At 58.7% G+C, this 22,504-nt stretch carries 21 protein-coding genes and 1 tRNA gene; 12 read left to right on the top strand and 10 right to left on the bottom strand.

Features of this window, described 5'->3' with window-relative positions; genetic code table 11:
- Positions 1 to 64 precede the first annotated feature (64 nt).
- Both GYN08_RS01465 and GYN08_RS01460 read right to left on the bottom strand, forming a co-directional pair.
- Complete coding sequence (locus GYN08_RS01465; RefSeq protein WP_166271816.1) at positions 65 to 859, bottom strand: SDR family NAD(P)-dependent oxidoreductase; 795 nt, start codon at positions 857 to 859, stop codon at positions 65 to 67.
- A gap of 374 nt (positions 860 to 1,233) precedes the next feature.
- Positions 1,234 to 2,526, bottom strand: a complete 1,293-nt coding sequence (locus GYN08_RS01460) for an MFS transporter (RefSeq protein WP_166271814.1) — start codon at positions 2,524 to 2,526, stop codon at positions 1,234 to 1,236.
- Between the two features lie 579 nt (positions 2,527 to 3,105).
- On the opposite strand from GYN08_RS01460, the gene GYN08_RS01455 reads away from it, so the two are divergent.
- Positions 3,106 to 4,584, top strand: coding sequence for an aminotransferase class I/II-fold pyridoxal phosphate-dependent enzyme (locus GYN08_RS01455; protein WP_166271812.1), 1,479 nt, complete (start codon positions 3,106 to 3,108; stop codon positions 4,582 to 4,584).
- Between the two features lie 210 nt (positions 4,585 to 4,794).
- On the opposite strand, the gene GYN08_RS01450 is transcribed toward GYN08_RS01455, so the two are convergent.
- Both GYN08_RS01450 and GYN08_RS01445 read right to left on the bottom strand, forming a co-directional pair.
- On the bottom strand, positions 4,795 to 5,124 hold the full coding sequence (locus tag GYN08_RS01450) for a DUF1292 domain-containing protein (RefSeq protein ID WP_166271810.1): 330 nt from the start codon (positions 5,122 to 5,124) through the stop codon (positions 4,795 to 4,797).
- A gap of 119 nt (positions 5,125 to 5,243) precedes the next feature.
- A complete protein-coding gene (locus GYN08_RS01445; RefSeq protein ID WP_166271808.1) occupies positions 5,244 to 5,792 on the bottom strand; it encodes a copper amine oxidase in 549 nt (182 codons plus the stop codon).
- A 239-nt stretch (positions 5,793 to 6,031) separates the two neighbouring features.
- On the opposite strand from GYN08_RS01445, the gene GYN08_RS01440 reads away from it, so the two are divergent.
- On the top strand, positions 6,032 to 6,760 hold the full coding sequence (locus tag GYN08_RS01440; protein ID WP_166271806.1) for an MBL fold metallo-hydrolase: 729 nt from the start codon (positions 6,032 to 6,034) through the stop codon (positions 6,758 to 6,760).
- Positions 6,761 to 7,060: 300 nt separating this feature from the next.
- Here GYN08_RS01440 and GYN08_RS01435 read toward each other — a convergent pair whose 3' ends face one another.
- Positions 7,061 to 10,279, bottom strand: a complete 3,219-nt coding sequence (locus tag GYN08_RS01435; protein ID WP_166271804.1) for a bifunctional cytochrome P450/NADPH--P450 reductase — start codon at positions 10,277 to 10,279, stop codon at positions 7,061 to 7,063.
- A gap of 284 nt (positions 10,280 to 10,563) precedes the next feature.
- On the bottom strand, positions 10,564 to 10,968 hold the full coding sequence (locus tag GYN08_RS01430) for a winged helix-turn-helix transcriptional regulator (protein ID WP_166271802.1): 405 nt from the start codon (positions 10,966 to 10,968) through the stop codon (positions 10,564 to 10,566).
- A 361-nt stretch (positions 10,969 to 11,329) separates the two neighbouring features.
- Between GYN08_RS01430 and hxlA the strand changes: the two genes are divergently transcribed.
- The 3 genes from hxlA to GYN08_RS01415 all read left to right on the top strand — a co-directional run bounded on the left by hxlA (position 11,330) and on the right by GYN08_RS01415 (position 13,512).
- Complete coding sequence (gene hxlA / locus GYN08_RS01425) at positions 11,330 to 11,980, top strand: 3-hexulose-6-phosphate synthase (protein WP_166271800.1); 651 nt, start codon at positions 11,330 to 11,332, stop codon at positions 11,978 to 11,980.
- A 4-nt stretch (positions 11,981 to 11,984) separates the two neighbouring features.
- Positions 11,985 to 12,566 (top strand): 6-phospho-3-hexuloisomerase, encoded by a 582-nt coding sequence (hxlB, locus tag GYN08_RS01420; RefSeq protein WP_166271798.1) that lies wholly within the window; start codon positions 11,985 to 11,987, stop codon positions 12,564 to 12,566.
- A gap of 241 nt (positions 12,567 to 12,807) precedes the next feature.
- Positions 12,808 to 13,512: a Na-translocating system protein MpsC family protein gene (locus GYN08_RS01415; RefSeq protein ID WP_166271796.1), complete on the top strand. Its 705-nt coding sequence runs from the start codon at positions 12,808 to 12,810 to the stop codon at positions 13,510 to 13,512.
- Positions 13,513 to 13,684: 172 nt separating this feature from the next.
- Here GYN08_RS01415 and GYN08_RS01410 read toward each other — a convergent pair whose 3' ends face one another.
- Complete coding sequence (locus tag GYN08_RS01410) at positions 13,685 to 13,951, bottom strand: hypothetical protein (RefSeq protein ID WP_166271794.1); 267 nt, start codon at positions 13,949 to 13,951, stop codon at positions 13,685 to 13,687.
- Between the two features lie 287 nt (positions 13,952 to 14,238).
- Here GYN08_RS01410 and GYN08_RS01405 point away from each other — a divergent pair.
- Together GYN08_RS01405 and GYN08_RS01400 are read left to right on the top strand one after the other, a co-directional pair.
- A tRNA-Val gene (locus tag GYN08_RS01405) sits at positions 14,239 to 14,310 on the top strand.
- 146 nt (positions 14,311 to 14,456) lie between these two features.
- Positions 14,457 to 14,969, top strand: a complete 513-nt coding sequence (locus tag GYN08_RS01400) for a hypothetical protein (protein WP_166271792.1) — start codon at positions 14,457 to 14,459, stop codon at positions 14,967 to 14,969.
- Positions 14,970 to 15,051: 82 nt separating this feature from the next.
- Here GYN08_RS01400 and GYN08_RS01395 read toward each other — a convergent pair whose 3' ends face one another.
- Together GYN08_RS01395 and GYN08_RS01390 are read right to left on the bottom strand one after the other, a co-directional pair.
- A complete protein-coding gene (locus GYN08_RS01395; protein WP_166271790.1) occupies positions 15,052 to 15,666 on the bottom strand; it encodes a hypothetical protein in 615 nt (204 codons plus the stop codon).
- Between the two features lie 63 nt (positions 15,667 to 15,729).
- Positions 15,730 to 15,948 carry a hypothetical protein gene (locus GYN08_RS01390; protein ID WP_166271788.1) on the bottom strand — a complete coding sequence of 73 codons (219 nt, stop codon included), beginning with the start codon at positions 15,946 to 15,948 and terminating at the stop codon, positions 15,730 to 15,732.
- A 180-nt stretch (positions 15,949 to 16,128) separates the two neighbouring features.
- On the opposite strand from GYN08_RS01390, the gene GYN08_RS01385 reads away from it, so the two are divergent.
- The 5 genes from GYN08_RS01385 (at position 16,129) to GYN08_RS01365 (ending at position 21,038) form a co-directional block, all read left to right on the top strand.
- Positions 16,129 to 16,449: a hypothetical protein gene (locus tag GYN08_RS01385; RefSeq protein ID WP_166271786.1), complete on the top strand. Its 321-nt coding sequence runs from the start codon at positions 16,129 to 16,131 to the stop codon at positions 16,447 to 16,449.
- Positions 16,450 to 16,467: 18 nt separating this feature from the next.
- Positions 16,468 to 18,102, top strand: coding sequence for a glycoside hydrolase family 32 protein (locus GYN08_RS01380; RefSeq protein ID WP_166271784.1), 1,635 nt, complete (start codon positions 16,468 to 16,470; stop codon positions 18,100 to 18,102).
- Between the two features lie 231 nt (positions 18,103 to 18,333).
- Positions 18,334 to 18,585, top strand: coding sequence for a hypothetical protein (locus GYN08_RS01375; protein ID WP_166271782.1), 252 nt, complete (start codon positions 18,334 to 18,336; stop codon positions 18,583 to 18,585).
- Between the two features lie 232 nt (positions 18,586 to 18,817).
- On the top strand, positions 18,818 to 19,360 hold the full coding sequence (locus GYN08_RS01370; RefSeq protein WP_166271780.1) for an RNA polymerase sigma factor: 543 nt from the start codon (positions 18,818 to 18,820) through the stop codon (positions 19,358 to 19,360).
- The gene (locus GYN08_RS01365) at positions 19,335 to 21,038 is read left to right on the top strand and encodes a DUF4179 domain-containing protein (protein ID WP_166271778.1); all 1,704 of its coding nucleotides are present in this window, start codon (positions 19,335 to 19,337) and stop codon (positions 21,036 to 21,038) included. Before GYN08_RS01370 ends, GYN08_RS01365 begins: the two co-directional genes overlap by 26 nt.
- A 111-nt stretch (positions 21,039 to 21,149) precedes the next feature.
- Here the strand turns inward: GYN08_RS01365 and GYN08_RS01360 are convergent, their stop codons facing one another.
- On the bottom strand, positions 21,150 to 22,307 hold the full coding sequence (locus GYN08_RS01360) for a copper amine oxidase N-terminal domain-containing protein (RefSeq protein WP_166271776.1): 1,158 nt from the start codon (positions 22,305 to 22,307) through the stop codon (positions 21,150 to 21,152).
- Positions 22,308 to 22,504: the final 197 nt, after the last annotated feature.

Below are 22,504 nucleotides of genomic sequence, written 5' to 3'. Positions count from 1 at the left end.
CCGCGGCTTTCGCGCATGCTCGGCATGACGCGAAAGCCGTTTTTTCATGTCCGGAAAGGCCGCCTTACATGCCCTTGAACGAGCCGCCGTTGACCGGATACTCGGCGCCGAACGCATACTCGGCCCGGTCGGAGGACAGGAACACGATCATCGAAGCGATGTCCTCCGGCTGCCCGATCCGGCCGACCGGAAGCTCTCTCACCTCGTCGACGAAGAAATCGATGACCTCGTCTTTCGGTTTGCCGAACTTTTCGGAGATGGCGTCGATCATGCCGCCCGGCTGGTCCCAAATATTCGTATGGGTCGGCCCCGGGGACACGGTATTGACCCGGATGCCTTTTTCCCCGAATTCGAACGACAGCGCTTTGCCCACGCTCAGCAGCCCCGCCTTGAACGCCGAATAATCGACCGACATCGGCTGCGGCTGGCGCGCGTCTTCCGACGCCACGCTGATGATGACGCCCTTGCCCTGCTCGACCATATGCGGGATGGCGGCTCTGGACGTGCGCACCATGCTCATCAGATTGTTTCGGTACGTCTCGTCCCACTGTTCGTCGGTCGTGCCGAGAAAGCCGTCCAATCGCGAATGCGAAATGCCCGCGTTGTTGATCAGGATATCGATGCGTCCGAATTTTTCGACGGCCGCTCGGACGAGTTCCTTCGGTCCTTCCGCCGTACTGAGATCCGCTTCGACCGCCAGTACGGATTCCTCGTCTCCCAATTCCCGAATCTTCGCGGGATGGCGGCTCGCTCCCGCGACTTTCGCGCCTTCCTCCAGGAAAAGTTTGGCCGTCGCCAGTCCGATGCCCGAACTCGCGCCCGTCACGATTACCACTTTATCTTTCAGATTCAGCTGCATCCATTCGTCCTCCCGTCGTCCGATAAACTTTCGTTTTCGCCAAAAAGGCGCACCCTTATTCTTTAACCGTTTTGCCGGTTTTTGATCGGAAAGACGGAGGAAAAGACGCTGAAACGTCGAAAAGCCGCCCCGTCGGGCGGCTCAGGCTGTCGAAAAAGTCACGTAGTAGAGAGAAGCAAGCCGGCTCCGAGAGAAATTCGTTCCGGTCGCGTGTTGAAATCGGGAAAAGAGATCGAATTTTAGCGGAATTTTCCCGATTTCAAAGGCGAACACTATCGTTCCTTCACTGAATTTCTCTCTCCGCCGTCTCGCTTCTAGCTACGTTAGACTTTCTCGACACGTTGAGCCGCCCCGTCGGGCGGCTTTTATTTTGGTTAAGCGGTCCCGGCCCGGCGGCGCGACGACCAGGCCATCGGCGCATGAATCAGCAGCAGCAGGCCCATCGAGATGGCGCTGGCCCAGAACGGCGCCTGCGGACCGAAGCGGTCCCAAGTCCAGCCGCCGGCCAGGGGCCCCAGCACGGTGCCCACGCCCTGCAGCGTCAGGAACACGCCCCAGATGGCGCCGCGTTCTTTTTCCGGCACCAGCTCGGCCAGCAGCGTATTCCAGGCCGGCAGAATCATGGCGAAGCCGACCCCCGCGGTCAGGATGAAGCACCAGACGAGCGTCATCGCATGCGTCGAGGCCAGTCCGCACAGCGCGATCACGGCCAGCAGGAAGCCGATATGCAAAAACCAGCGGGTGCCGAATTTGTCGACGAGGCGGCCCGCCGGGATCATGCCGACGACCGCCACGCCTCCTCCGACGATCAGCAAAATATTGAACTGTCCCGGAGTCATGCCCAATTCGTTGCGGATATACACCGAAATGACGGGCGTCAGAATGCCGATCGCGAACGACTGCAGAAACATCGCCGGATAGAGCAGCGGCGTCAGCTTCAGCGCCGTCAGCGCCCTGAACACTTTGCGCACGGAGTAGACCGACCGGACCGTATGACGCTTCACGACGCGGCGTACCCTTTTGGGGAACGAGAAGTCGGCATGCGGACGGCGAACGACCTTCGGCGTAAGCGGAGTCAGCATCTGCCGGGGCAGCAGGAATGCGGCCGCCGTCACGAGCGCCATGACGCCGAAAAGCACCCAAAACACGATGCTGTAGGAGTCTCCGACCAACAGGTTGGAAACGAGGGGCCCCGCGCCGGTTCCCGCCAGGGTCGCGATTTGGATGCTGCCCATCTTGGCCCCCGTGCCTCCCTTCAGGTCGGCTTCCATGCTGATCGTGCTCATCACGACCGGCCAGATCGGCGCCGTTCCGATGCCGAGCAGCGTGCAGGCGACCACGAGCGACACGCCCGTCATGGAGAAAGCGATCACGCCCACCGCCGCCCATGACAGCAGCAGTCCGCCCACGATCGTCCAGCGAAGGCCCACATGCTCCGCCAGCCATCCCGTCGGGCTTCGCAGCAGATTGTCGCCCACGTACTGCAGCGAAAAGGCCAGGCTGATCGTCAAGGCCGGCAGGCCGAGCGTATCGTTCATATAAACGGGCAGCACCGTCACAAGCAGGGCGCCCTTTACGAATTCGGTCAAAAACACGATAATCCATAGACACGTAAACACGGAAAAAAGATTCGATGTCGGCTTGGCGCCGATGAATCGGCTGTTCATATAATGCCCCTTTCGGGCCGCTCGCGTTGTCGTCGCAGCAGGCCTCTCCACGTTCCGCACCCGGATGAATGCAGATTTTTTCTATACGGCTATTATATCGGGTGATCTTATAGGAAGTCTAACGAGAGGTTCGGCTGCCCCGATCGAAAATTCCTTCGTATACATCCAACACTTCCCGGCTCTCGAATCCGCAGCGACGGTAGAGCTTAATCGCCGATTCATTTTTCTCGCTGACCCCGCGAGCGAATTTTCGACTATGGCCAGCGTGAAATGGTTCTCCAGCTCCTCCTTTGAAAAATCGGTTTCCAACGAATGGGCAATTTCCGCCGCATCCATGCCGCAGTAACCGACATGACGATGTTCCAGCCGATTTTGCCGAGCGATCAGCAGAGCCGTTTCTTTCTTGTATCTCTCTGTGCTTCCGATATAATAGACGTTCATTCTGTTCATTCCCCCCGCATTTCGGTTTCGGAAAAATTGCTTTCTTGCAATCCTCCCCCGTTTTGCTATACTCAGTTTGTTTGATTTTTTTATTCGTGCTTCAATAATCTATGCACACGAAAGGTTGTGACAGCCCTAATGGATCATGCTCGTACTCCGCTCTTCACCGCGCTCAAGCGCCACGCGGACCAAAATCCGGTACAGTTTCACATTCCAGGTCACAAGAAAGGAATGGGTACCGATCCGGAATTTCGTGAATTTATTGGGGATAACGCCCTTTCCATAGACCTGATCAATATCGCTCCCCTAGACGATTTGCATCAGCCGATGGGCGTGATCGAAGAAGCGCAGCAGCTCGCGGCCGACGCGTTCGGCGCCACGCACACGTTCTTCTCCGTTCAGGGCACGAGCAGCGCGATCATCACGATGATCCTGTCCGTCTGCGGACCGGGCGACAAAATCATCGTCCCGCGCAACGTGCACAAATCGGTTCTCGGCGCCATCATTTATGCGGGAGCAAAGCCGGTATTTATCGCGCCGGTACGCGATACCAATCTGGGTATCGATCACGGCATTACGGTCAGCTCGGTGCGCAAGGCGCTGAAGCTGCATACCGACGCCAAAGCGCTGCTGGTCATCAACCCGACCTACTACGGCGTATGCGCGGATCTGCAGCAGATCGTCGCGCTGTCGCACAGCTACGGCGTGCCGGTGCTCGTCGACGAAGCCCACGGCGTGCTGATCCATTTCCACGACCAACTGCCGCTGTCGGCGATGCAGGCCGGCGCGGACATGGCCGCTACCAGCGTCCATAAGCTGGGCGGCTCGATGACGCAAAGTTCCGTTCTTAACGTCAATACGAAGAACGGCTATATCAATCCGAAAAGAGTGCAGACGGTCATCAGCATGCTGACGACGACGTCCACTTCCTATATTCTGCTCGCCTCGCTCGACACGGCGCGCCGCCAGCTCGCCCTGAACGGCTACGCGATGGCCGAGCGCGCGCTCGATTTCGCGGACTACACCCGAAGCGCGATCAACCAGATCGAAGGGCTGTACTGCTTCGGCGAAGAAATCCTGGGCAGCGAAGCGACATACGACTACGATCCGACCAAGATCACGATCCAGGTCAGACGCCTCGGCATCACCGGCTACGAAGCCGAGAACTGGCTGCGCGACCATCATAACATCGAAGTCGAAATGAGCGATATGTACAATATCCTCTGCCTGATTACGGCAGGCGACAACGAAGACACGATTCGCATCCTGCTGAACGCTCTCCGCGAAATGGCCGAAGAGTTCCGCGGTCAAGGCAAGGAAGTCAAGGAATTGGTCGTCAAGATTCCGGACATCCCGCATCTGGCCCTGCTTCCGCGCGACGCGTTCTACGGCGAGACGGAGTCGATTCCGTTCAAGGATTCCGCGGACCGCATCATCGCCGAATTCATTTACGTCTATCCGCCGGGCATTCCGATCCTGCTGCCGGGCGAAGTCATCTCGCAGGACAATATCGATTATATCACCGATCACGTCGACGTAGGCCTGCCGGTCAAAGGACCGGAAGACCGCTCGGTGCAGTTCGTCAAAGTCATCGTGGAGCCAGGCGCGATCCGGTAACGCGAAGACGCGGCAAGCCGCGGATCTCCCGGAGACTCCCGCGCTTGCACCGCACGGATACGCAAAAAAACGGCCGCTTTTGCGGCCGTTTTTTTGCGTCCGATTCTTCTGCCGCGGCAGCCCGCCCATGACGAAAAGCGGATGCTCTCCCGCGAGAACATCCGCTTTTCGTTTTCGGTACGGCTTCGCCCGGGGCTTGCCGAATTCTTCTTACTCTTCTTCGCTCTGCGCGGCAACGAGTTCGTTGTAGGCCGCTTCGACCTTTTCCCATTCCGCTTCTTCTTCGATATTGACGAGAACGGTCTCCCCGTCTTCCTCTTCGAGGCGCAGAATGAAGCCGTCGGCTTCCGGATTGTTGCGCTCGAGCAGCAGGGCGTAGACGTCTTCGCCGACGTCGAACGTCTGCACGAGCACCATTTCCTTCTCGTTGCCTTCTTCGTCGCTGAATGCGACTACGATTTCTTCGTCGTGACTATGATCATGACCGCATCCGCAATCGTCGCCGTGTTCGTGAGAGTGGTTATGTTCGTGTTCGCTCATTGTGGTAAAACCCCGTTTCTATAGCGTATGCGCGGACGGCGCACATGCCCTGAATTTAATGACACAGCCTATCCTACCACTTCGCCTGCCGGAGGTCAATTTGCTGCGCCCGCCGCCGTTCAATCGACCGCGTTGATCGTTTTTTGCGCAACCATCGAGTAGCCGCCGCCGTCTTTTTTGATATAAAACTCGACGTAGTATTTGCCGGCGCGGCTGAAGTCGTACGTAAAATCGTAGGTCTTGAACCAGAAATTGTCTTTGCGCGACTTGAGCTCCTGGGATTGGATATCTTTCACGTCGCCGGACGGATTCCGGATGGCAACCTTAACCGCGGCAATGTTGGCGTTCAGGCTGTCGACCTGCGAGAAGATGTAGAATTTCAGTTTGCCTACGCTGACGTTGCCGAACGGCGTATCTCCTTTAAAAAGAAAAATATCGACGTTGGGCTTGGTAAAGGTGACCGTCTTGGTATTGTCGTTGTATTCGGCCAAGCCGTCGAACTCGCGCACCGGCACGTAGGTCGTTCCGTCGATCAGGTAGCCGCCGGTGCTTACCGCGCTCCCGTTGATCAGAACCCTGATTTTTTGAAAAGCCGAGTCGGCGAACGCGACGGAGCCGCTCAGCAGCGACAAAGCCAGCGCACAGACCGCAATTCTCTTCCACCTCATTGTTGGGCGTCATCCTCTCTGTATGGTTTGGAGCTTGTAAGCTGGAGTTTCCCCTCTGCACAGCTTAAGGCCTTTTTCAAAAAGCCGTTCTCATACATGTATACTCCTGCCTCGCTGTCAAGTTGCGGTCCCTTCTGTTGATTCCGGCGGGGAAATCGGCCATAATAATGCGAAAGAAAAAGGGGTTCGACAGACAAAAATGCCGGCTGGCTCCGGCAATTCGAACGGGGGCATGCGCAATGAATCTGCAGATGATCGGAACGGGCAACGCCTTTGCCAAAAAGTACTTCAACAATAACGCGCTGATCGAACAGGACGGCTTCAAACTGCTGATCGACTTCGGCATTACCGCGCCTCTGGCGCTGTACGAGCTGGGAATCGGCATGGAAGAGCTCGATGCGGTGCTCGTCACGCATATGCACGGCGATCACGTCGGCGGATTGGAAGAGTACGGATTCCAGATGAAATTCAAGCACGGCCGGCGCCCGGTGCTGTATCTCGCCGACGCGCTCGCGGAACCGCTGTGGGAGAACACGCTGTCGGGCGGCATGACGCAGGACGGGCTCGAGCGTCTGGAGGACGCGTTCGACGTTCGCCTGCTGCGCGCGGGCGACGTGCAGCAGCTGGCTCCGAATCTGTGCGTGGAGCTGCTGCGTACCCGGCACATCCGGGGCAAAAAAAGCTACTCGCTGATTTTGAACCGCGACGTCTTCTACAGCGCGGACATGGTCTTCGACCGCGAACTGCTGACCACGCTCGTGCGCGACCGGGGCGTGCGGCGCATCTTCCACGAAGTGCAGCTCGAAGGTCCGGGAGCGGTACATACGACGCTGGACGAGCTGCTCTCGCTGCCGGAGGAAATCCAGGCGATGACGATGCTGATGCATTACGCGGACAACAAGGATCGGTTCGAGGGGCGGACGGGCAGGATGACGTTTTTGGAGCAGGGCTCGGTTTATTCGATTTGAGTTTCGCAAAAACGGCTTCTTTGCAGGCCCGGCGGCTTCGCACCGGGGAAGCATCGCACAAAAACCGGCGCATACTCGCGCCGGTTTTTGTGCGCGCCTTTTATCGAACGCGCAGAGCGATCCGAAGGCATGGCGGCGGACCCGAGCCATTCAACGGCTCGACGAAATTTCTTCGGTCTTACGCGCGGATGCGACCGCAATATTCGTAAAGTTCGGTTTCACGATCAAAAAAAGCCGACTTCCCGAACGATCCGGGAAATCGGCTTAATAATAGGGCGGTTGGTCAAGCGGCTCGTCCGCTTAGATGCCGGTCCAGACATCCTTTACGTATCGGCCGTTTTCTTCGAGCTCGTTCAGCCAGCGCTGCGCTTCTTCCTCGCCGACGCCGTGAACGTCGCGGTAGGAGCGGCGCAGGGTATTCTCGACGTCGGGAGCCATATGGACGCCGTCGCCGCAGACGTAGAAGATGCCGCCTTCGTCCAGCAGCCGGATCACTTCGTCGGTATTTTCGGCCATCCGATGCTGAACGTACGTTTTGGGCTGACCTTCCACGCGGGAGAACGCGGTATGAAGATGCACCAGACCGTCCTCGGCGTAAGACTCCAATTCGTCTTGATACAGGAAATCCGTCTCCGGGCTCCGGCATCCGAAGTACAGCTGGGCTTCGCCCAGAGCGGCTCCCTGCTCTTTGAGAACGCGGCGCGCCTGAAGGAAGCCGCGGAACGGAGCCAGGCCCGTGCCGGGGCCGACCATGACGATCGGGGTCGACGGATCTTCCGGCAGAGCGAAGCCGCTGCCGGGATCGCGGATGAAGGCGGAAATCTCCGCTCCTTCGGGAAGCGACGCCAAATAATTCGACGCGACGCCGGCGTATTCGCCGTTCCCGCTTCTCGCCGGTCCGCGAACGACGGCCACCGTCAGGCTGAGCCGGCGGGGGTCCGACTTCGGCGAGCTGGAAATGGAATAATAACGCGGTTTGAGCGGCGGAAGCAGCGTCAGGAAGCGTTCGAATTCCATTTCGCAGGCGCGGTACTTTTCCAAGATGTCCAGCATGGTCAACCGCTTGAACAGCACTTCGCGCTTGTACGTCTCCTCGTCCTTCATCAGCGCTTCGATCTCGACTTTGTGCGGCGGGCAGACGGTGCGCTCCGCCAGTTCTTTAAGCTGGGCGCGCGAAGCCGGCTCCTGAAGTTCCACGCTTCCGGTGAGCAGCTCGCGCAGCTCCACCGGACGGCCCAGAGGCAGATGCGCGGCGGCGCGGCCGCTGCCTTGAAGCTGAACGCGCGCGTCGCCTTGAAGACCGAAGCGTGCCAGCACCCGGTCGACGAGCGTTCTCGGATTGCGCGGCAGCACGCCGAGATGGTCGCCTTCCTTGTAAGAAGCTCCCGCCGGCACTTCCAGCTCGATATGCCGGGTACTGCGGCCGCCTTCCGGATGCTGCAGCTCGAAGCTGCGCACGATCTTCATCGGTACCGCTTCGTAGGCGTCGGCCAGCGGCGAATGCGCCTTGGCCGATTCCACGAATTCGACGCTAATGCCGCCCGGCGATCCCTTCGCCGATTCAGGCATCGTCGCTTCGATGTCCAGCGCCTTCAGCGCAGCCGGCCACAGCTTTTCCTTCCACTCGTCGAGCATCCGCTCGAAGTCGTCGTTGGCATCGCCTTCGCCGCGCTCCAGCGCCCGCTCGCCGCCGAGCCGCTCCAGCGCTTCGTCGACCAACCGAGGAATACGCTGATACGTATTCGCCCAGTTGCGGTCTCCGCAGCCGAACACGGCATAACGCAGCCCGCTCGCCGCTCCGGCTTCCGCCTTGTCCAGCCAAGCGACGAATTCGCCGGCATTGGACGGCGGACGTCCGTTGTACGAAGCCGTGACGACGATCAGCAGTCCGCTTTTCGGCAGATTGCCCGCGGCGTTGTCCATCTTCGACACTTCCGCCCGGAAGCCGAGACGCTCGCCTTCTTCGGCCAGCTCGTGCGCGATGCCTTCCGCGGTGCCCAGGTTGGAACCGTACAGAACGGTCAAAGGCGTCTCGTGCCGATCAACCTCAATCTCGTTTTCCTTGGGACCCGCTTCCGAGACCGCCGTTCCGCCTGCCGCTAGGTTTCCGCCGAACGCGGCAGGGGCGGGCGCCATCGGCGCGTTCGCGCGCGGGCGTACCTGCATGGTGAACCCGTCCGGCTTGAGCGTCAGCGTCTCCTTGATTTTCAGCTCGTAATTCGCGCCGTCCACAATATCGAAATGCCGCAGCAGCGTGCCGAGTACCAGCGTCGCTTCGTGCAGCGCGAACTGCTGTCCGATACAGGCCCGCTGTCCGTTGCCGAACGGCTTGTAGGCATCGTCCGGAATTTTCGACGGATCTTCGAAACGCTCCGGACGGAATTTTTCGACGTCGTCGCCCCACGCGCTTTTATCCCGATGCAGCGTCGGAATAAGCACATTGACCGCTTCGCCTTTTTGCATCGGATAGCGTCCGGCCAGCTTCGTGTCTTCTTTGGCCCGCAGCGAAAACGCAGGCGCGGTCGGCCACAGCCGCAGCGTTTCGTTCAAAATCATGCGGATATACTTCATTTCGCGAACTTGTTTGTACGTCGGGGCCGAGGAGTCGGTCAGGATGCCGTCGACTTCCGCCTGGGCTTTGGCCAAGGCATCGGGATGGTGCAGCAGAAAATACAGCGCGAACGACAGCAGCCCGCTCGTCGTTTCGTGTCCGGCGATCAGGAACGTTATGATCTGGTAGCGGATATTTTCGTCCGACAGCGAGTCGCCCGTATCCGGGTCCTGTCCGCCCAGCATATTGTTCAGCAGATCCTTCTCTCCCTGGTCTCCGCGCTCGCGGCGCTCTTTGACGATCTTGTCGACGAGCGCGAACATGTACTCGATGTCATGGCGCATTTGCGCCTTTTTGCCGATCATCAGCTTATTCTGCACGCCGAGGCGCTGCAGTTGGCTCATCGATTCGTCCAGCGAGCGGGTCATCGCCTCGACGAACGGATGGTTCGATTCGCGGTAGAAGCTGTTGAATCGGTAATGGAAGCCGCAGAGCCCGATCGTGTCGAGCGTCAGCCGGGTCATATCCTCCGGCACCTCGACGAATTCGTCCGGATTCAGCCTCGCCCATTTTTGCACGAGCTGCATCGCAATATCGACCATCATATCGTGATAGCCGGCCATCGCCCGCTGACTGAAGCTCGGCATCAGAATGTTGTGCGCTTTGCGCCAGTTGGGTTCTTCCGTCCAGCTGGTGAAAAGGCCGTCTCCCGAGAACGAGCGGACATTTTGCAGCGGAGCCCAAACGTTCTTTTCGAACCGCGACTCGTCGCAAGCGTCTTCCACCAGTTCGCGTCCCGAAATATAAAGATTGTTCGGACGCCCCGGAAGATCCATTTTAAAAATCGGGCCCTGTTCCTCCGCCAGCTTCATCAGCGATTGCACGGGCGCTTTCGTATCGACCAGCGGCAGATTGCCGAGCGGGCCGAACGTCTTGGGCTGCGGAATAGCCGTTTCGTTGGTCGCCATAAAGTTGTCCCCTTTCTTGTGCCGCATTCATTTGAAAAACCGGGCTTCCCCGGCGGTGTCTTCGTTGAATGAGTTCCGGTAAACGATCGAACGATTCGAATAAGGATGACCGAATGACCGTTTTTAAATTTCGGTTCTGCACATACCCTTATCCTTTGTCCCTTTTCCTTCTCGATGAAACGATGATCCGGGAAAATGAGTAAAAAGCCCCCCATTCGGCGTTTGCAACGCCCCGGGAGGCTCAGGCTTCGTACAGGCACAAAGAAGCCCATCAAAAAAGCGCCCTAAAGGGCGCCCGCTTGATCGCTGTTCGATTCCCCGACGCCGTGTTCCGGCTCCTTCCAGATGACTTCCTCGCCGTACTTTTTGCCCCAGTCGTACATCGTCCGCAGCACCGGAATCAGGCTTTCGCCGTAAGCGGTGAGCGAATACTCGACCTTCGGCGGCACCTCGCGGTATACTTCCCGGTGCACGAGCAGGTCTTCTTCCAGTTCGCGCAGCTGATTGGTCAGCATTTTCTGGGTGATGTTCGGGATCAGCTTCTTTAATTCGCTGAACCGCTTCGTGCCCTCGAGTCCCAGATGCCATAAAATGATCAGCTTCCACTTGCCTCCGATAACGGCCAGCGTCAATTCCTTCTCGCAGTTGATCGCCTGCAGGTCGATCCGTTCTCTTACTTCGCTTGCCATCGTCGTTTCCTCCGTTTATCGAATTCCGTGCGCCGCTCCTTCGGAACGTCGTCCGAATACCGTTATTTGCGTTCTGTCTTTCCCAATAGTATACATCGGATACGTACCCCCCGCAAAGAAAGTATAAACTTTTTCGAAACCGCCTTCCGTAAACCCTTGCCCCGTCCAATAGTATCCTCGGCGTAACTTCCCCACTTTGAAGTGCCTTCTTACGCGGCAGACGAGTTTGAGCTTACAATGGAAGCAGCGAAAGCGGCGCGGCGGCGAATCTCGCCGAGACGAGTTGGCGCTCGGCCGTTCGCCGCTTGCGAAACAGCATTTCTGCCGCTAATCCCACTAAACCGATAAGGAGTGTTTGTATATGAAATTGCAATTGGCATTGGACCTGGTCGATATCCCGGGCGCAATCGAAATCGTCGGAGAGGTACAATCCTATATCGACGTAGTCGAAATCGGAACGCCGATCGTCATCAACGAAGGCCTGCACGCCGTCAAGGCGCTGAAAGAAGCTTTCCCGAAACTTGACGTGCTCGCCGACCTGAAAGTCATGGACGCGGGCGGCTACGAAGTCATGAAAGCGACGGAAGCCGGCGCAAGCATCGTAACCGTACTCGGCGCATCGAACGATTCGACGATCCGCGGAGCGGTCGAAGAAGCGAAAAAGCACGGTACCGAAATTCTGATCGACATGATCAACGTGCCGAATCTGGCGGAACGTGCCGCTCAGGTCGACGCTCTGGGCGTAGACTACATCTGCGTGCATACCGGCTACGACCTGCAGGCCGAAGGCCAAAGCCCGTTCGAAGATCTGCAGACGATCAAATCGGTCGTGAAGAACGCCAAGACGGCCGTAGCCGGCGGCATCAAGCTCGACACGCTGCCGGGCGTTATCGCGGCTCAGCCGGATCTGGTCATCGTCGGCGGCGGCATCGCGAGCCAGGACGACAAAGCGGGTACGGCTGCGGAAATGCGCCGCCTGATCCAAGAAGGCTCCGCCGCAGCGCAGGTCTAAGGCCATGAGCGGCCAACCTTCCGCCCTTACGGGCATGGCGGCCTACGCCGCGGCGATCGCCGCCGAGCTGACCGAAGCCGTCCGCGGCATCGACCCGGCGCAGGCCGAAGCGTTCGCGGAAGCGCTGGACGGCGCCGCGAACGTGTTCACGGCCGGAGCCGGACGCTCCGGTCTGATGGGCAAAGCGCTGGCCATGCGCTTGATGCACAGCGGCAGCGCCGCCCACGTCGTCGGCGAGACGACGACGCCTGGCATCGGACCGGGCGACCTGCTCGTCATCGGTTCCGGCTCGGGCGAGACCCGGACGCTGGTGCCGATGGCCGAGAAGGCGCGCGAACTCGGCGCCGACGTCGCCGTCGTGACGCTGAAGCCCGATTCGACGCTTGCGAGGCTGGCGACCCTCGTCGTCCGGCTGCCCGGCGCGTCCAAATCCCGCGACGGCGACAATTATGCCACGATTCAACCGATGGGCTCGCTGTTCGAGCAGACCCTTCTGCTGTTTTACGACGCTTCCGTGCTGCGGCTGATGCAGCGGCGGGAACTCGACACGAACCGGATGTACGGCAAGCATGCCAATCTGGAATAGGCTTTTCCGTCTCCGTCTGTCATCTCCTCACCAAAAAGGTCGGCCTTCCCCGCGAAGCGCCGGCTTTTTCCTTTCCCCTCTTGCGAACCGAAAAAGCGTTCACTTTATTTTATTCAGGACATTCCCGGGCGGTTCCAAGCGCCTATTTAGGTTTATTTTGTAAGTAGACATTTTACCTGCTTCTCTCCTTATACATCCTAACGCTCCTGTACAATATCAAAGACAAAAGGAGCCCGGCGCCATGTCCCAGTACACGACCTCGGATACGATCCGTTATAAAACGCTCGCTCTGTTCGCGGAGCATTTCGGCATCTCGCCCGCGCGGGTTCATGTCACGCTCGACGACAGCTGCGTCATTATTTGCGCCGAACGGTTTCTCCAGCCTGTCGTAGAATCGCTGATTCACGAAGAATCCCACGGGGCGCTGCAGTCGACCCGCGAGCTGATGGTCGGCTATCTGCTGCCCGAACTGTGCCGCTACGTGCGCGACGACTGCCAGATTCCGGTCGAGGCGCACGCTTACGACTGGAACGACGATGATCTGTCCTGCATGATTTTTATGATGCTGAGCGAACCCGCCTTTTTGAGAGAAAACCTGTCTTATCCCGGACAAAACAAAATTCATCGGCACGTCGCCTCCCTTACATACGACGTCCAGAGATTTCCCGAAAAAATCTATTCGTTCTGGTTGGAACAACGGCTGCTCGTCATCATTCGCGACGGAACGATGATCGAGGTCGAACACGCCTTGATCGAAGACGGACACTGCGAAGTGCTGCGGAGGTCCAAACGCAGGGTGGAAAAGGCCAAATTTTGCGAAGAACCGCCTTTGGGAGGGACCGCCGCCCGCGATTTGAAAGGGGTCTATCTCGATTGGTTCTTCCCCCGGGACCGCAGCGTGCTTCTCTACGTGTTCGGCAGCCCCCAGACGAACGCCAACCCTTAACCGCCCTCTGCTTCGGTTCCGCTTCGCGATTCTTTTTTCCATGAGCTGCCTTGGCTTCCGAATCTTTTCGCGCAAAAAAAGAACCGGATTCCGCAAACCGGTTCTTGTTGAATCGGACCGGCGGACCGGTACGGCGAGGCCTCGTCCGCGGCGATCAAAACTGTCCGGCCGCCTACTCGTTATCGCCGGTCATTTCGATCCGGTCGATCCCCTGGACGGTAATCGAAACTTCGAAACTCCCGTCGCCGACGGGACTCATGCGCACCATTCCTTTTTCGGCCAAATAGCGGTAAGCCAGCTTTTTCTCCGTTTCGCCGTTGATCTCGTCCCCGGACAAAATGCAGGGCTCGCCTCCCCGCTCGAACCAACTGTCGTACAGACGGCCCAGCAGCTCGCGCCGAAGTCCGCGGCGGCGGTTGAATTGTCCCATGCGTTCCAAAGCCTTCTCCTCCTTCGCGTGTGGATCGCGGGGCTCTTCGCTCGCGCTCCGAGGCGAAAGGCCCTTACTCTCTATTACACGAATACCGGACACTTCTCCCAGATCAGTCGGCAAAATTCGGCATCGGCGCTTGTTTCTGACGCTCAGCCGGCCGCTTCGACATCCCTCGTAGTCAGCGATTTTCGAAAAAAAATTAAAAAATTACGAAAAGTGCTTGCTATACGTCCGCTTCTCATGGTATGATCTTTCTTGTCGAAAAGAACAGAAATTGTTCAACTCACACATGAAGGACGGTAGCTCAGCGGGAGAGCACTATCTTGACAGGGTAGGGGTCATGGGTTCGATCCCCATCCGTCCTATACAAGTAACAACGATTCGAAAATAGCCACTCTCTTACAGTTTACAAAACTGCGGGAGAGTGGCTATTTTTATGCCTTTAAGGACTGTCCCTTCCCCTAACGGACGATCGGACAAGCCGCCAAACCCGCACGAAAGGAACATCGCAATGAAAACCCTATCACGCGCCGCCGCTCTTATGCTCCTCATTCTCCTCGCCGCCTGCGGTTCCGACGGACGAAACGAACCCTATTCCACCTCGCAGGACGTAGGCGAATTTTTGAAGCACATGCATGCCGTGTCCCGGCGTATCGACGACATCCGGGAAAACATGCTGGAGACCGGACACGATTATCATCTGACGAAGAGAATCACAAGCTCGGAGGCCATGGATCGCATCGACGGCATGTACCGGTTATCCGACTCCCTGGAGAACGAATTTGACGAATTGAAAGTTCCCCATGTCAAAGACGCCGCCGCCGATACAGACCTGTATGACGTAAAGTCCGACTTGGAATCCATGCTTTCCGAAGAACGCCGAAGCGTCGATCTGTTGAAAGAAAGCGTCGAAAAAGAAGATTATGCTTATTTCGATCAAGCCATGGACAACACCACGAACGCGATGAACGCCATGGACACGATTGCCGAATCGCTGAATTCCCTGCAGTCCTGGCATGAATAGGAAGAGAAACGGAATACGAAAAAAGCGGCGCCTGCGAAGGCGCCGCTTTTTGATCGGACGGAATCGCTTTGCCCGAATCCGCTCACCTGTACTTCGGAACCCCCGCTTCCCACATCTCCTCCAGCGTGCGCAGCGGATAAGGATCTTCTCCCGTCCTCGCCTTCTCTTTCGCCGGATCGATCCAGCGGCCGCTTTCAAGCGACAGGATCAGGCGTCGGATCAGCTCGTAGCCGGTATTGTATCCGACCATTTCGCGATTTTCCCAGCACGAACGGTCGTTTCTCGGAACGTCTCGCCGCACGATCTCGTTTCCCATGATGCCCTGATCGCCCAGTGCGGGATCGATCCGTACCAGGTTATACACGAGCTCGCGATCCTCGAATGCGCTCCGGCGCAGCCACTGTTGGGGGTCGGGACTGATAAACCGCTCCGGCAGCGGCACGTTTGCACGAGGCATAAATTTCCCGTTCAGCTTGACTTCCGCGCAGGTTTTGAAAAAATCTTTTAGCACCATGCAGATTCCCAGCGGCGGGACGTCGTTCAGGTCCGCTCTCTCGCCCTCAAAGTCCTCCGTCCGGCTCGTTAGATCGAAAAAGACGGCGTAAGGCTTGGCGAGCAGTTGAACCGGAATATGCTGATCTTTCTTCAACCGAATCGAATAAATGTCGTTTTCTTTCCACACGAATCGTTTTAACACGCGTCCACCTCTTGCCCGGCCGGTTGAACGGCGAAGATCGACGGATTCGGCTCCCTTCGATCTTTACTCTTCCTCTCCCGCGCCTTCGTCGTCTTCCCGGATATCGTAGAACCAAAAATATTTGATCGTTGCCGTATTTACCGTATTGCCGTCGATTTCTACCCACGGATTCGAGGTGATGGCTTCAGGCAGGCGTTCGAATTCTTCCTCGCCGATTCCGATTTCCAGTACTTCCCCGTCCGTAAAATGAATCGCGATCACGGTCGTTGTTTCCGTTTCCATTGAACACGCCTCCCCATTGTTTCGACTCCCTTTTCATTTCGACGCCGGCCGGCTTTTTCCTTGTTTGATAAAATTATTCTTTGCCTGCGACGTCTTGATGATAGCGTATACACGGAAATTGGGACAAAGTCCTTCCTTCTGGTAAACTGAAGAAGAACCCGATCTGAAGGAGGATTCCCCATGCAGCTCAACCAACTGACCCGACAGGGCGAGGAGCTTCGCGAAAAGGCGGCGAACGGCGAAGATTTCCGCAGCATCACGCTGTGGCTGTCGAGCGCGGCCGTCTACCTCGAAGCCCGGCACAAGACGTTGAAGGAAACGGCTTCGTTTATCGCGGAAAAGGATAAGTTCAAATCGCTTGTCATGGAGAAAGGCGAATACTCGCTGCATTTGTTCGATTCCCTGTTCGGCACGCTGAAAGCGATCGAAATGCTGGAAGATATGCAGGCCCGGGAACGCAGCGAATCGAACCGGGGCACGCGCAACTGGAACGACTTCTGATAAGGAGGACGACGACCGATGACTTCGCCGCAGGATAGACACCGCGCAGCGCTGGAACAGGCCGAGGCTTCGCTGGCCGAAGCCCGGGAGCGAGCCGCACGTAATCCGTGGAGGCTCCGCTATCACCCCGCCGCTCCCGCTTACTGGATCAACGACCCGAACGGATTTTGCTTTTTTCGGGGCGAGTACCATCTGTTCTATCAGCATCATCCGTTTTCGAGCGAATGGGGACCGATGTACTGGGGCCATCTGAAAAGCCGCGACCTGGCGCATTGGGAGCATCTTCCCGTCGCCCTGGCTCCGTCCGAAGATTACGATGCCGACGGCTGCTTCTCCGGCAGCGCGATCGAAAAGGACGGGCGGCTCTGGCTGATGTACACGGGCAACCGCTGGACGGGGCCGGACCGCGACGCCGATCTGCTCCAGGTACAGGCGCTGGCCGTGAGCGACGACGGCGTCAGCTTCGAGAAGTTCGGCCGCAATCCGGTGATCGCCGAAGCGCCGCAGGGCGATATCCACGCTTTTCATTTTCGCGACCCCAAAGTCTGGGAGCATGACGGAAGCTATTACTGCGTGCTCGGTTCGCGCACGCAGGACCACCGGGGCCAGGCGCTGCTGTACCGCTCGGCGGACCTGATCGATTGGACCTTCGTCGGCGTCATGGCGGGCGGCCGGGAAGACGCCGATATCCTCGGCTATATGTGGGAGTGCCCGGATCTGTTTGCCCTGGGAGGGCAGGAGATTCTGGCCTTTTCGCCGCAGGGCGTGGCCCCCCGGGGCGATCTGTACCGCAATCTGCATCAGGCCGGCTATCTGCTCGGCAGATTGGACTACGGCACGGGAATTTTCGAACACGGCGGCTTCGTGCCGCTCGATTACGGCTTCGACTTCTACGCCCCGCAGACAATGGAGGACGACCGCGGGCGGCGCGTCCTGATCGCTTGGATGGCGATGTGGGAGAGCGAAATGCCGGAACGGGCCGGCGATTGGGCCGGCGCGATGACGCTGCCGCGCGTGCTGACGCTGGAGAACGGGCGGCTGCTCAGCCGTCCTGCGCCGGAACTTGCGCAGCTGCGCGGCGAGGAAGTCCGTCACGCGGACGTGACGGTCGGCGGCGCTGAGGTCGGCGGCATGGGGACCGCCGAAGACCAAGGCGGCGGAGCGCAGGAGCATACCGCTCCTGCGAGCGGCGCGGCGGCGGCCGAAGCGGCAAGCGGCGGTACTTTTCGAGCCGGCTCCGCCGCTCGCCGCGGAAAGGCACTGCCGGGCGTCTCCGGCGAGTGTCTCGAGCTGGAGGTCGAGTTCGACGCGGGTACGGCGTCGGCGTTCGGGCTCGCGCTGCGGGTCGGCGAAGCCCGCGGCGAGGAAACGGTGCTGGCGTACGACCGGACCGAGGAGCGTCTGCTCCTCGATCGGGAGCGTTCCGGCGCCGGGCCCGGCGGCGTGCGCCGGGCGCCCCTGCCGCTGCGGGAGGGACGCCTGCGGCTGCGGGTGTTCCTCGACCGGTCTTCGGTCGAGGTGTTTGCCGGGGACGGCGAGCTGGCGATGACGGCCCGCGTTTACCCGGATGCCGGTTCGACGGGCATCCGGTTCTTCGCGGACGGCGGCGTAGCGGAGATCGTGTCGCTGAGCTGCTGGACGCTGGACCGCTGAGCGGGCGAGCCGCGCCTTCATGCTTCCGGCTCTTCCGACGCGCTCAGCCGAGGCCGGGCAGGCAGGTCAGGCGGGCGAGACGATCGGAACGATAGGCGATCTCTCGTCCGCCGATTGGCTTCGGCTTTTTAAGTGTCGCAAAATCGTAAAAAACACCCCCCCGATCTCCATTTTTGTTTTCGCTTACAATGGATATAATGGGATTATAAATCAGGGAAGGTGGCGACGAAATTGGCGACTCGTAATCTTCTGTACCAGATTCTGAAAGAAATTCAATGCGAAAAGGACCCCACGGCGCTCGGCCTCGGAGTCGATCAGAGGGAATTTATGAAAGCGCTTATCGAAGTGGATCAGGCGGGCTATGCTTCCAATATTTCGTTTTTGCAAACCCAGGGCGGCGAGGCGATTCCGTTCGCGGAATACTCAAGGCTCAGACCGGCAGGCAGGGAATTCATACGCAACTATGAACACGGCGCGCGGTAATCCGCGCGCCGCTTTTTATTGTTCGGCCTTTTGCCGCTGCCTTTTCCGGCCGAAATACGTTCGCCTCGGCTTCCTTTCCTTCCTCCTTCCCTCTCCGCCGATTGATCCCCGCCCTGCCCCGACCGATTCCAAACATCGTATCCGCAATTCTCCGGTCGACGAAAAAAAAGAATGAACCTCCGCGCTCCTTCGTTTGTTGTATAGGCGAAACTACCGGAAAGGAGGCGCGCAAGTGACGAACAAAGAGCTGTTCGAGACGTATCGCTCGGACGTATACCGAACCTGCTATTACATGCTGGGCCAGGCTTCCGATGCCGAGGATATTTGCCAGGAAGTATTCATGACGGCTTTTCGCGGCGATTGGCAAAAAATCGACAACGTACGGACTTGGCTGCTGCGGATCGCGGTGAACCGATCGCTGAATCTGCTGAAGCGGCGGAACAATCTGCGCGCGAAGCTGAAGCATTATCCCCATCTGCTTGCCGGCAGGCCGGATACGACGCCCGACATTCGTGCGGAAGACCGGGAATCGGCGGAGGAATGGGCCGGTTATGTGGGCCGTCTGCCCCTGAAGATCCGGGCAGTCATCTCGCTGAGATACGTGCATGATCTGGGGACGGCCGAGATCGCGGATCTGCTGAACATTCCGCAGGGAACGGTCAAGTCGAGGCAGCACAAAGGACTGCGGCTGCTGAAGGCGATGCTGGAGCGCGAGGGAAAGTCGGAATCGATCAAAGGAGGAGCCTATCATGAATACCAATCTTACAAAGGATAAACGGGAGCGGATGGACGGATTGGAGAACGCGCTGCATCGCAAGATCGGAAAAGCTTCGCCGTTCCGGGAACCGGATTACGATTCCATGTGGCTGCGCATGGAATCGCAGCTGCGGCAGGAGGAAAGAACCGATGCCGCGCCGCGCCGCCGAACGGCGGCAGACCGGGGAGCGTCGAGACCGCTGCGCAAAACGGCCCTGGCGGCGGCGCTCGGCGCGGCCCTGATCGCCGTTCCGGCCTATGCGGCCGTTCAATACGACTGGGGCGGCCTGCTTCAGGGACGCGAGGGCGTTCGCGCCGCTCTGGAGGGAGGACTGGGCCAAGAAATCGGCCGTTCGGTAACGCATGACGGCGTGACGCTGACGCTGCATACCGCTTTCGTCGACGAAGGGCGCACGCTCATTTTATACAGTCTGGAAAGCGCGTCCGAACATTCGGCCTCCCTCCGATTTTCGAAAGCGACGATCACGGATGCCGAAGGAGAGACGTTCGAAGTCCAGATGACCTCGAAGTCCGAAGACGAAAACGGAGCGGCAGTCGGCTATTTCGAAACGGATTGGTCACCGAAAGGTTCTTCCGAAGCGGTGCGGTTCAGCGCGGAGGGTCTCGATTTTCACGAAAGCGCCGAGCAGCCTTTGTCTTTCGACGTTCGCAGCCCTCTGCCGCAGACAAACGAACTCGGCGTGGACGGCTTCCGATCCGCGCAAATTCAAGCATTGGACCAGGGAGACGGACGCACGCTGCTCCGCACGACTCTCGTGCCGGAATCGGGCGCGGCGGAAACGACGGCTTTTCCCAGACTGGCCGTGTACGATCGCAACGGGAACGAAATCCAGCCGTCGCAGCAGGCGATCGGCGCGCCGGGAGAAGGCGATTCGACGCTTAACGACACTTACTACGACACGACGTCCCTGCTGCAAAAAGGCATTTCGTTCAAATGGGTGTACGAGCGGATCACGCAGCGCAGCGACAAACGTTGGGAGTTCCCTCTCGTGCTGGACAAGTCGCAGGTCGAACATGCCTCCGCGAAGCAAAAGCTGGATGTTCGTATCGGAGAAGGCGACCAGGCATTTACCGCGGACAGCCTGACGGTCAGCCCGTCGCAGATTCGGATCGGCCTGCGGGGTTACAGCCGTTCTTCGCTGGCTTTTGCCGAATTCAAGTTGGCGGTGGACGGCAGGGAATTGGAGCAGCCGCTGTACTTCCGGTATACGGAAGGTTTGAAAGATCCCCAGTTGATATTGGAACGCCCCGCCGACCTCGCATTGTCCGCGGATTCGACGATCGAACTGCTGGCCCGGCACGCTATCGTCACGCATAAAGGCGATCTGCCCCATCCGGTCCTGCTGACGAACATCGGCGAGGGTAAGCAGACCGTGGTCTCGCAGGTCGGCGGCTACCCGGTGAGTTGGACCTATTACCGGCAAAACGGCGACCTGTACGTGGTGACGGGCAGCGCCGATCCGAATTTCGGCGGAATCGGCCAAACGCATATCGGAACCGGTCGGGACAAACTGTACACGGAACCGATCTCGGATCGCAGGGGCGGGACGGGCAGCAATCTGACAACCGAAATTTATCGCGGTTATGCCGGCGATACGGCGGAGATGCATATTTTCTCTTACACGGAGCATATGCCGGATCGGGAAGTCTCCGCGACGCTTTACCCCGCCGATTAAACGAAATCCCGGCCGCTTGGCCGAACTTCGAAAAAAAGGCAGCGCGAATGACGTAAAAACGCCGATTTCCCGAAAAGGGAAGCCGGCGTTTTCTTTTTCTTCGGATATTCGTCATGATCGCTTCAGCACATAGTCGAACCGCTCTTCGCGTCCCGAGTCTTTTCCCGGCGCGATCCGTTTGTAAGCGAAAATCAGGCGGTCGCCTTTTTGTTCGACGAAGCGGAGCCTCGATTGCAGGAGCAGGAGTTCTCCCGTATCTCCCGACATTTCCTCCCAGGCGCGAACTTCGTCCGGGTCGGGCAGCCGTTCGTACAGCAGCGCCGAGTTCCCGCTCGCCAGATCGATCACCGTCGGCTGCAGCGTCGCGAACGCGCGCACGAGCAGATAATCGGCCGTCACCGACTCGACGATGAACGGCCCTTCCTGTCCGGTTAATTCTTCCAGATCGTAGACGGCCGCCGCGCTGCCTCCCGCGCCTACGACATCGACGACTTTTCCGTCCGTCAGATAGGCCCGCTGTGCCGGAAGCGAAGCCGGTCCCATCTCGCTCGACGCGTACATGCCCGAATAGCGGTAATGCGTCTGCTTTTGCACGCTGCCGTCTTTGACCAGAAATTGATGGCGGTTATGTACCGTCTGCATGGCAGCTCCGTATTCCCGTTCCACGGTCAGCAGATAAGCGCCGTCTCCCAGGTTCCGAACGTCCGCCGTTCCCCAATCGAGATCCGAAACGTCGGCGGCCCGAAGTTTTTTCGGCAGGCCCGATTCCAGCGAATAGATCTCTCCCGTGGCAAAAAACACCCATACCGTCCGCCCTCCCGAAGAAACCATCCGGCAGCGGTCGGGATCCTCCAACGCGGCGCTACCGCTGGCGGCCTTCCAATCCGCTTTGGTCTTAAGCGCGGCGGAAAGAGCGTTCAGCGGCACATAGACCCGGCCGTTTTCGGCGAATGCCGCCGCGCTTTTCACTCGGCGTCCGTCGATCTCCGCCTCCCTGCTCCCAAGCTTCATCGTCAAACTCGCGTTCGGGCGCAGCAGCGTCAGCGTATGCGAAGCCCGATTATAATCGGCGAGGAAGCCGAGCAGCTCCGAAGCCGTTCGGGCCGGCATATAGGCCTGCCCTCCCCGGACTTCGAGCTTGCCGCTCTCCGCGGACGAACCGTTCAGCAGCAGCGAAGCCGTTTCTTCGGGTGCGGCATGCGCCACCGGCGCGATCAGCAGGCTTCCCGCGAGCAGTCCCGCCGCCCATTTGATCCATCTATTTTTCATTTGGGATATCCCCTCCATTCGGCGGATTCCGCGAAAACGCAGATCCCCTTTTACTAAGACGTTCAGCGGCGGGAAAAAGTTTCCGAATCGATCCCGGCTTCCGGTCGGACTTGTGAACGAAAAAGGAAAACCCTTTTTCCGTTCCTCGCGGGCGAGTCGGCCGAGGGCTTTTTCGGGTAAGAACATACGGTATGCTC

The sequence above is a fragment of the Saccharibacillus alkalitolerans genome, assembly GCF_011090185.1.
Classification (GTDB): domain Bacteria; phylum Bacillota; class Bacilli; order Paenibacillales; family Paenibacillaceae; genus Saccharibacillus; species Saccharibacillus alkalitolerans.
The sequence above is the reverse complement of the archived record's forward strand: the minus strand, read 5'-3'. Positions and strand labels throughout refer to the sequence as shown.

Coding starts and splice junctions, on each gene's coding strand:
- GYN08_RS01465 (WP_166271816.1), bottom strand. CDS start 859: ATGCAGCTGAATCTGAAAGATAAAGTGGTAATCGTGACGGGCGCGAGT.
- GYN08_RS01460 (WP_166271814.1), bottom strand. CDS start 2,526: ATGAACAGCCGATTCATCGGCGCCAAGCCGACATCGAATCTTTTTTCC.
- GYN08_RS01455 (WP_166271812.1), top strand. CDS start 3,106: ATGGATCATGCTCGTACTCCGCTCTTCACCGCGCTCAAGCGCCACGCG.
- GYN08_RS01450 (WP_166271810.1), bottom strand. CDS start 5,124: ATGAGCGAACACGAACATAACCACTCTCACGAACACGGCGACGATTGC.
- GYN08_RS01445 (WP_166271808.1), bottom strand. CDS start 5,792: ATGAGGTGGAAGAGAATTGCGGTCTGTGCGCTGGCTTTGTCGCTGCTG.
- GYN08_RS01440 (WP_166271806.1), top strand. CDS start 6,032: ATGAATCTGCAGATGATCGGAACGGGCAACGCCTTTGCCAAAAAGTAC.
- GYN08_RS01435 (WP_166271804.1), bottom strand. CDS start 10,279: ATGGCGACCAACGAAACGGCTATTCCGCAGCCCAAGACGTTCGGCCCG.
- GYN08_RS01430 (WP_166271802.1), bottom strand. CDS start 10,968: ATGGCAAGCGAAGTAAGAGAACGGATCGACCTGCAGGCGATCAACTGC.
- hxlA (WP_166271800.1), top strand. CDS start 11,330: ATGAAATTGCAATTGGCATTGGACCTGGTCGATATCCCGGGCGCAATC.
- hxlB (WP_166271798.1), top strand. CDS start 11,985: ATGAGCGGCCAACCTTCCGCCCTTACGGGCATGGCGGCCTACGCCGCG.
- GYN08_RS01415 (WP_166271796.1), top strand. CDS start 12,808: ATGTCCCAGTACACGACCTCGGATACGATCCGTTATAAAACGCTCGCT.
- GYN08_RS01400 (WP_166271792.1), top strand. CDS start 14,457: ATGAAAACCCTATCACGCGCCGCCGCTCTTATGCTCCTCATTCTCCTC.
- GYN08_RS01390 (WP_166271788.1), bottom strand. CDS start 15,948: ATGGAAACGGAAACAACGACCGTGATCGCGATTCATTTTACGGACGGG.
- GYN08_RS01385 (WP_166271786.1), top strand. CDS start 16,129: ATGCAGCTCAACCAACTGACCCGACAGGGCGAGGAGCTTCGCGAAAAG.
- GYN08_RS01380 (WP_166271784.1), top strand. CDS start 16,468: ATGACTTCGCCGCAGGATAGACACCGCGCAGCGCTGGAACAGGCCGAG.
- GYN08_RS01365 (WP_166271778.1), top strand. CDS start 19,335: ATGAATACCAATCTTACAAAGGATAAACGGGAGCGGATGGACGGATTG.
- GYN08_RS01360 (WP_166271776.1), bottom strand. CDS start 22,307: ATGAAAAATAGATGGATCAAATGGGCGGCGGGACTGCTCGCGGGAAGC.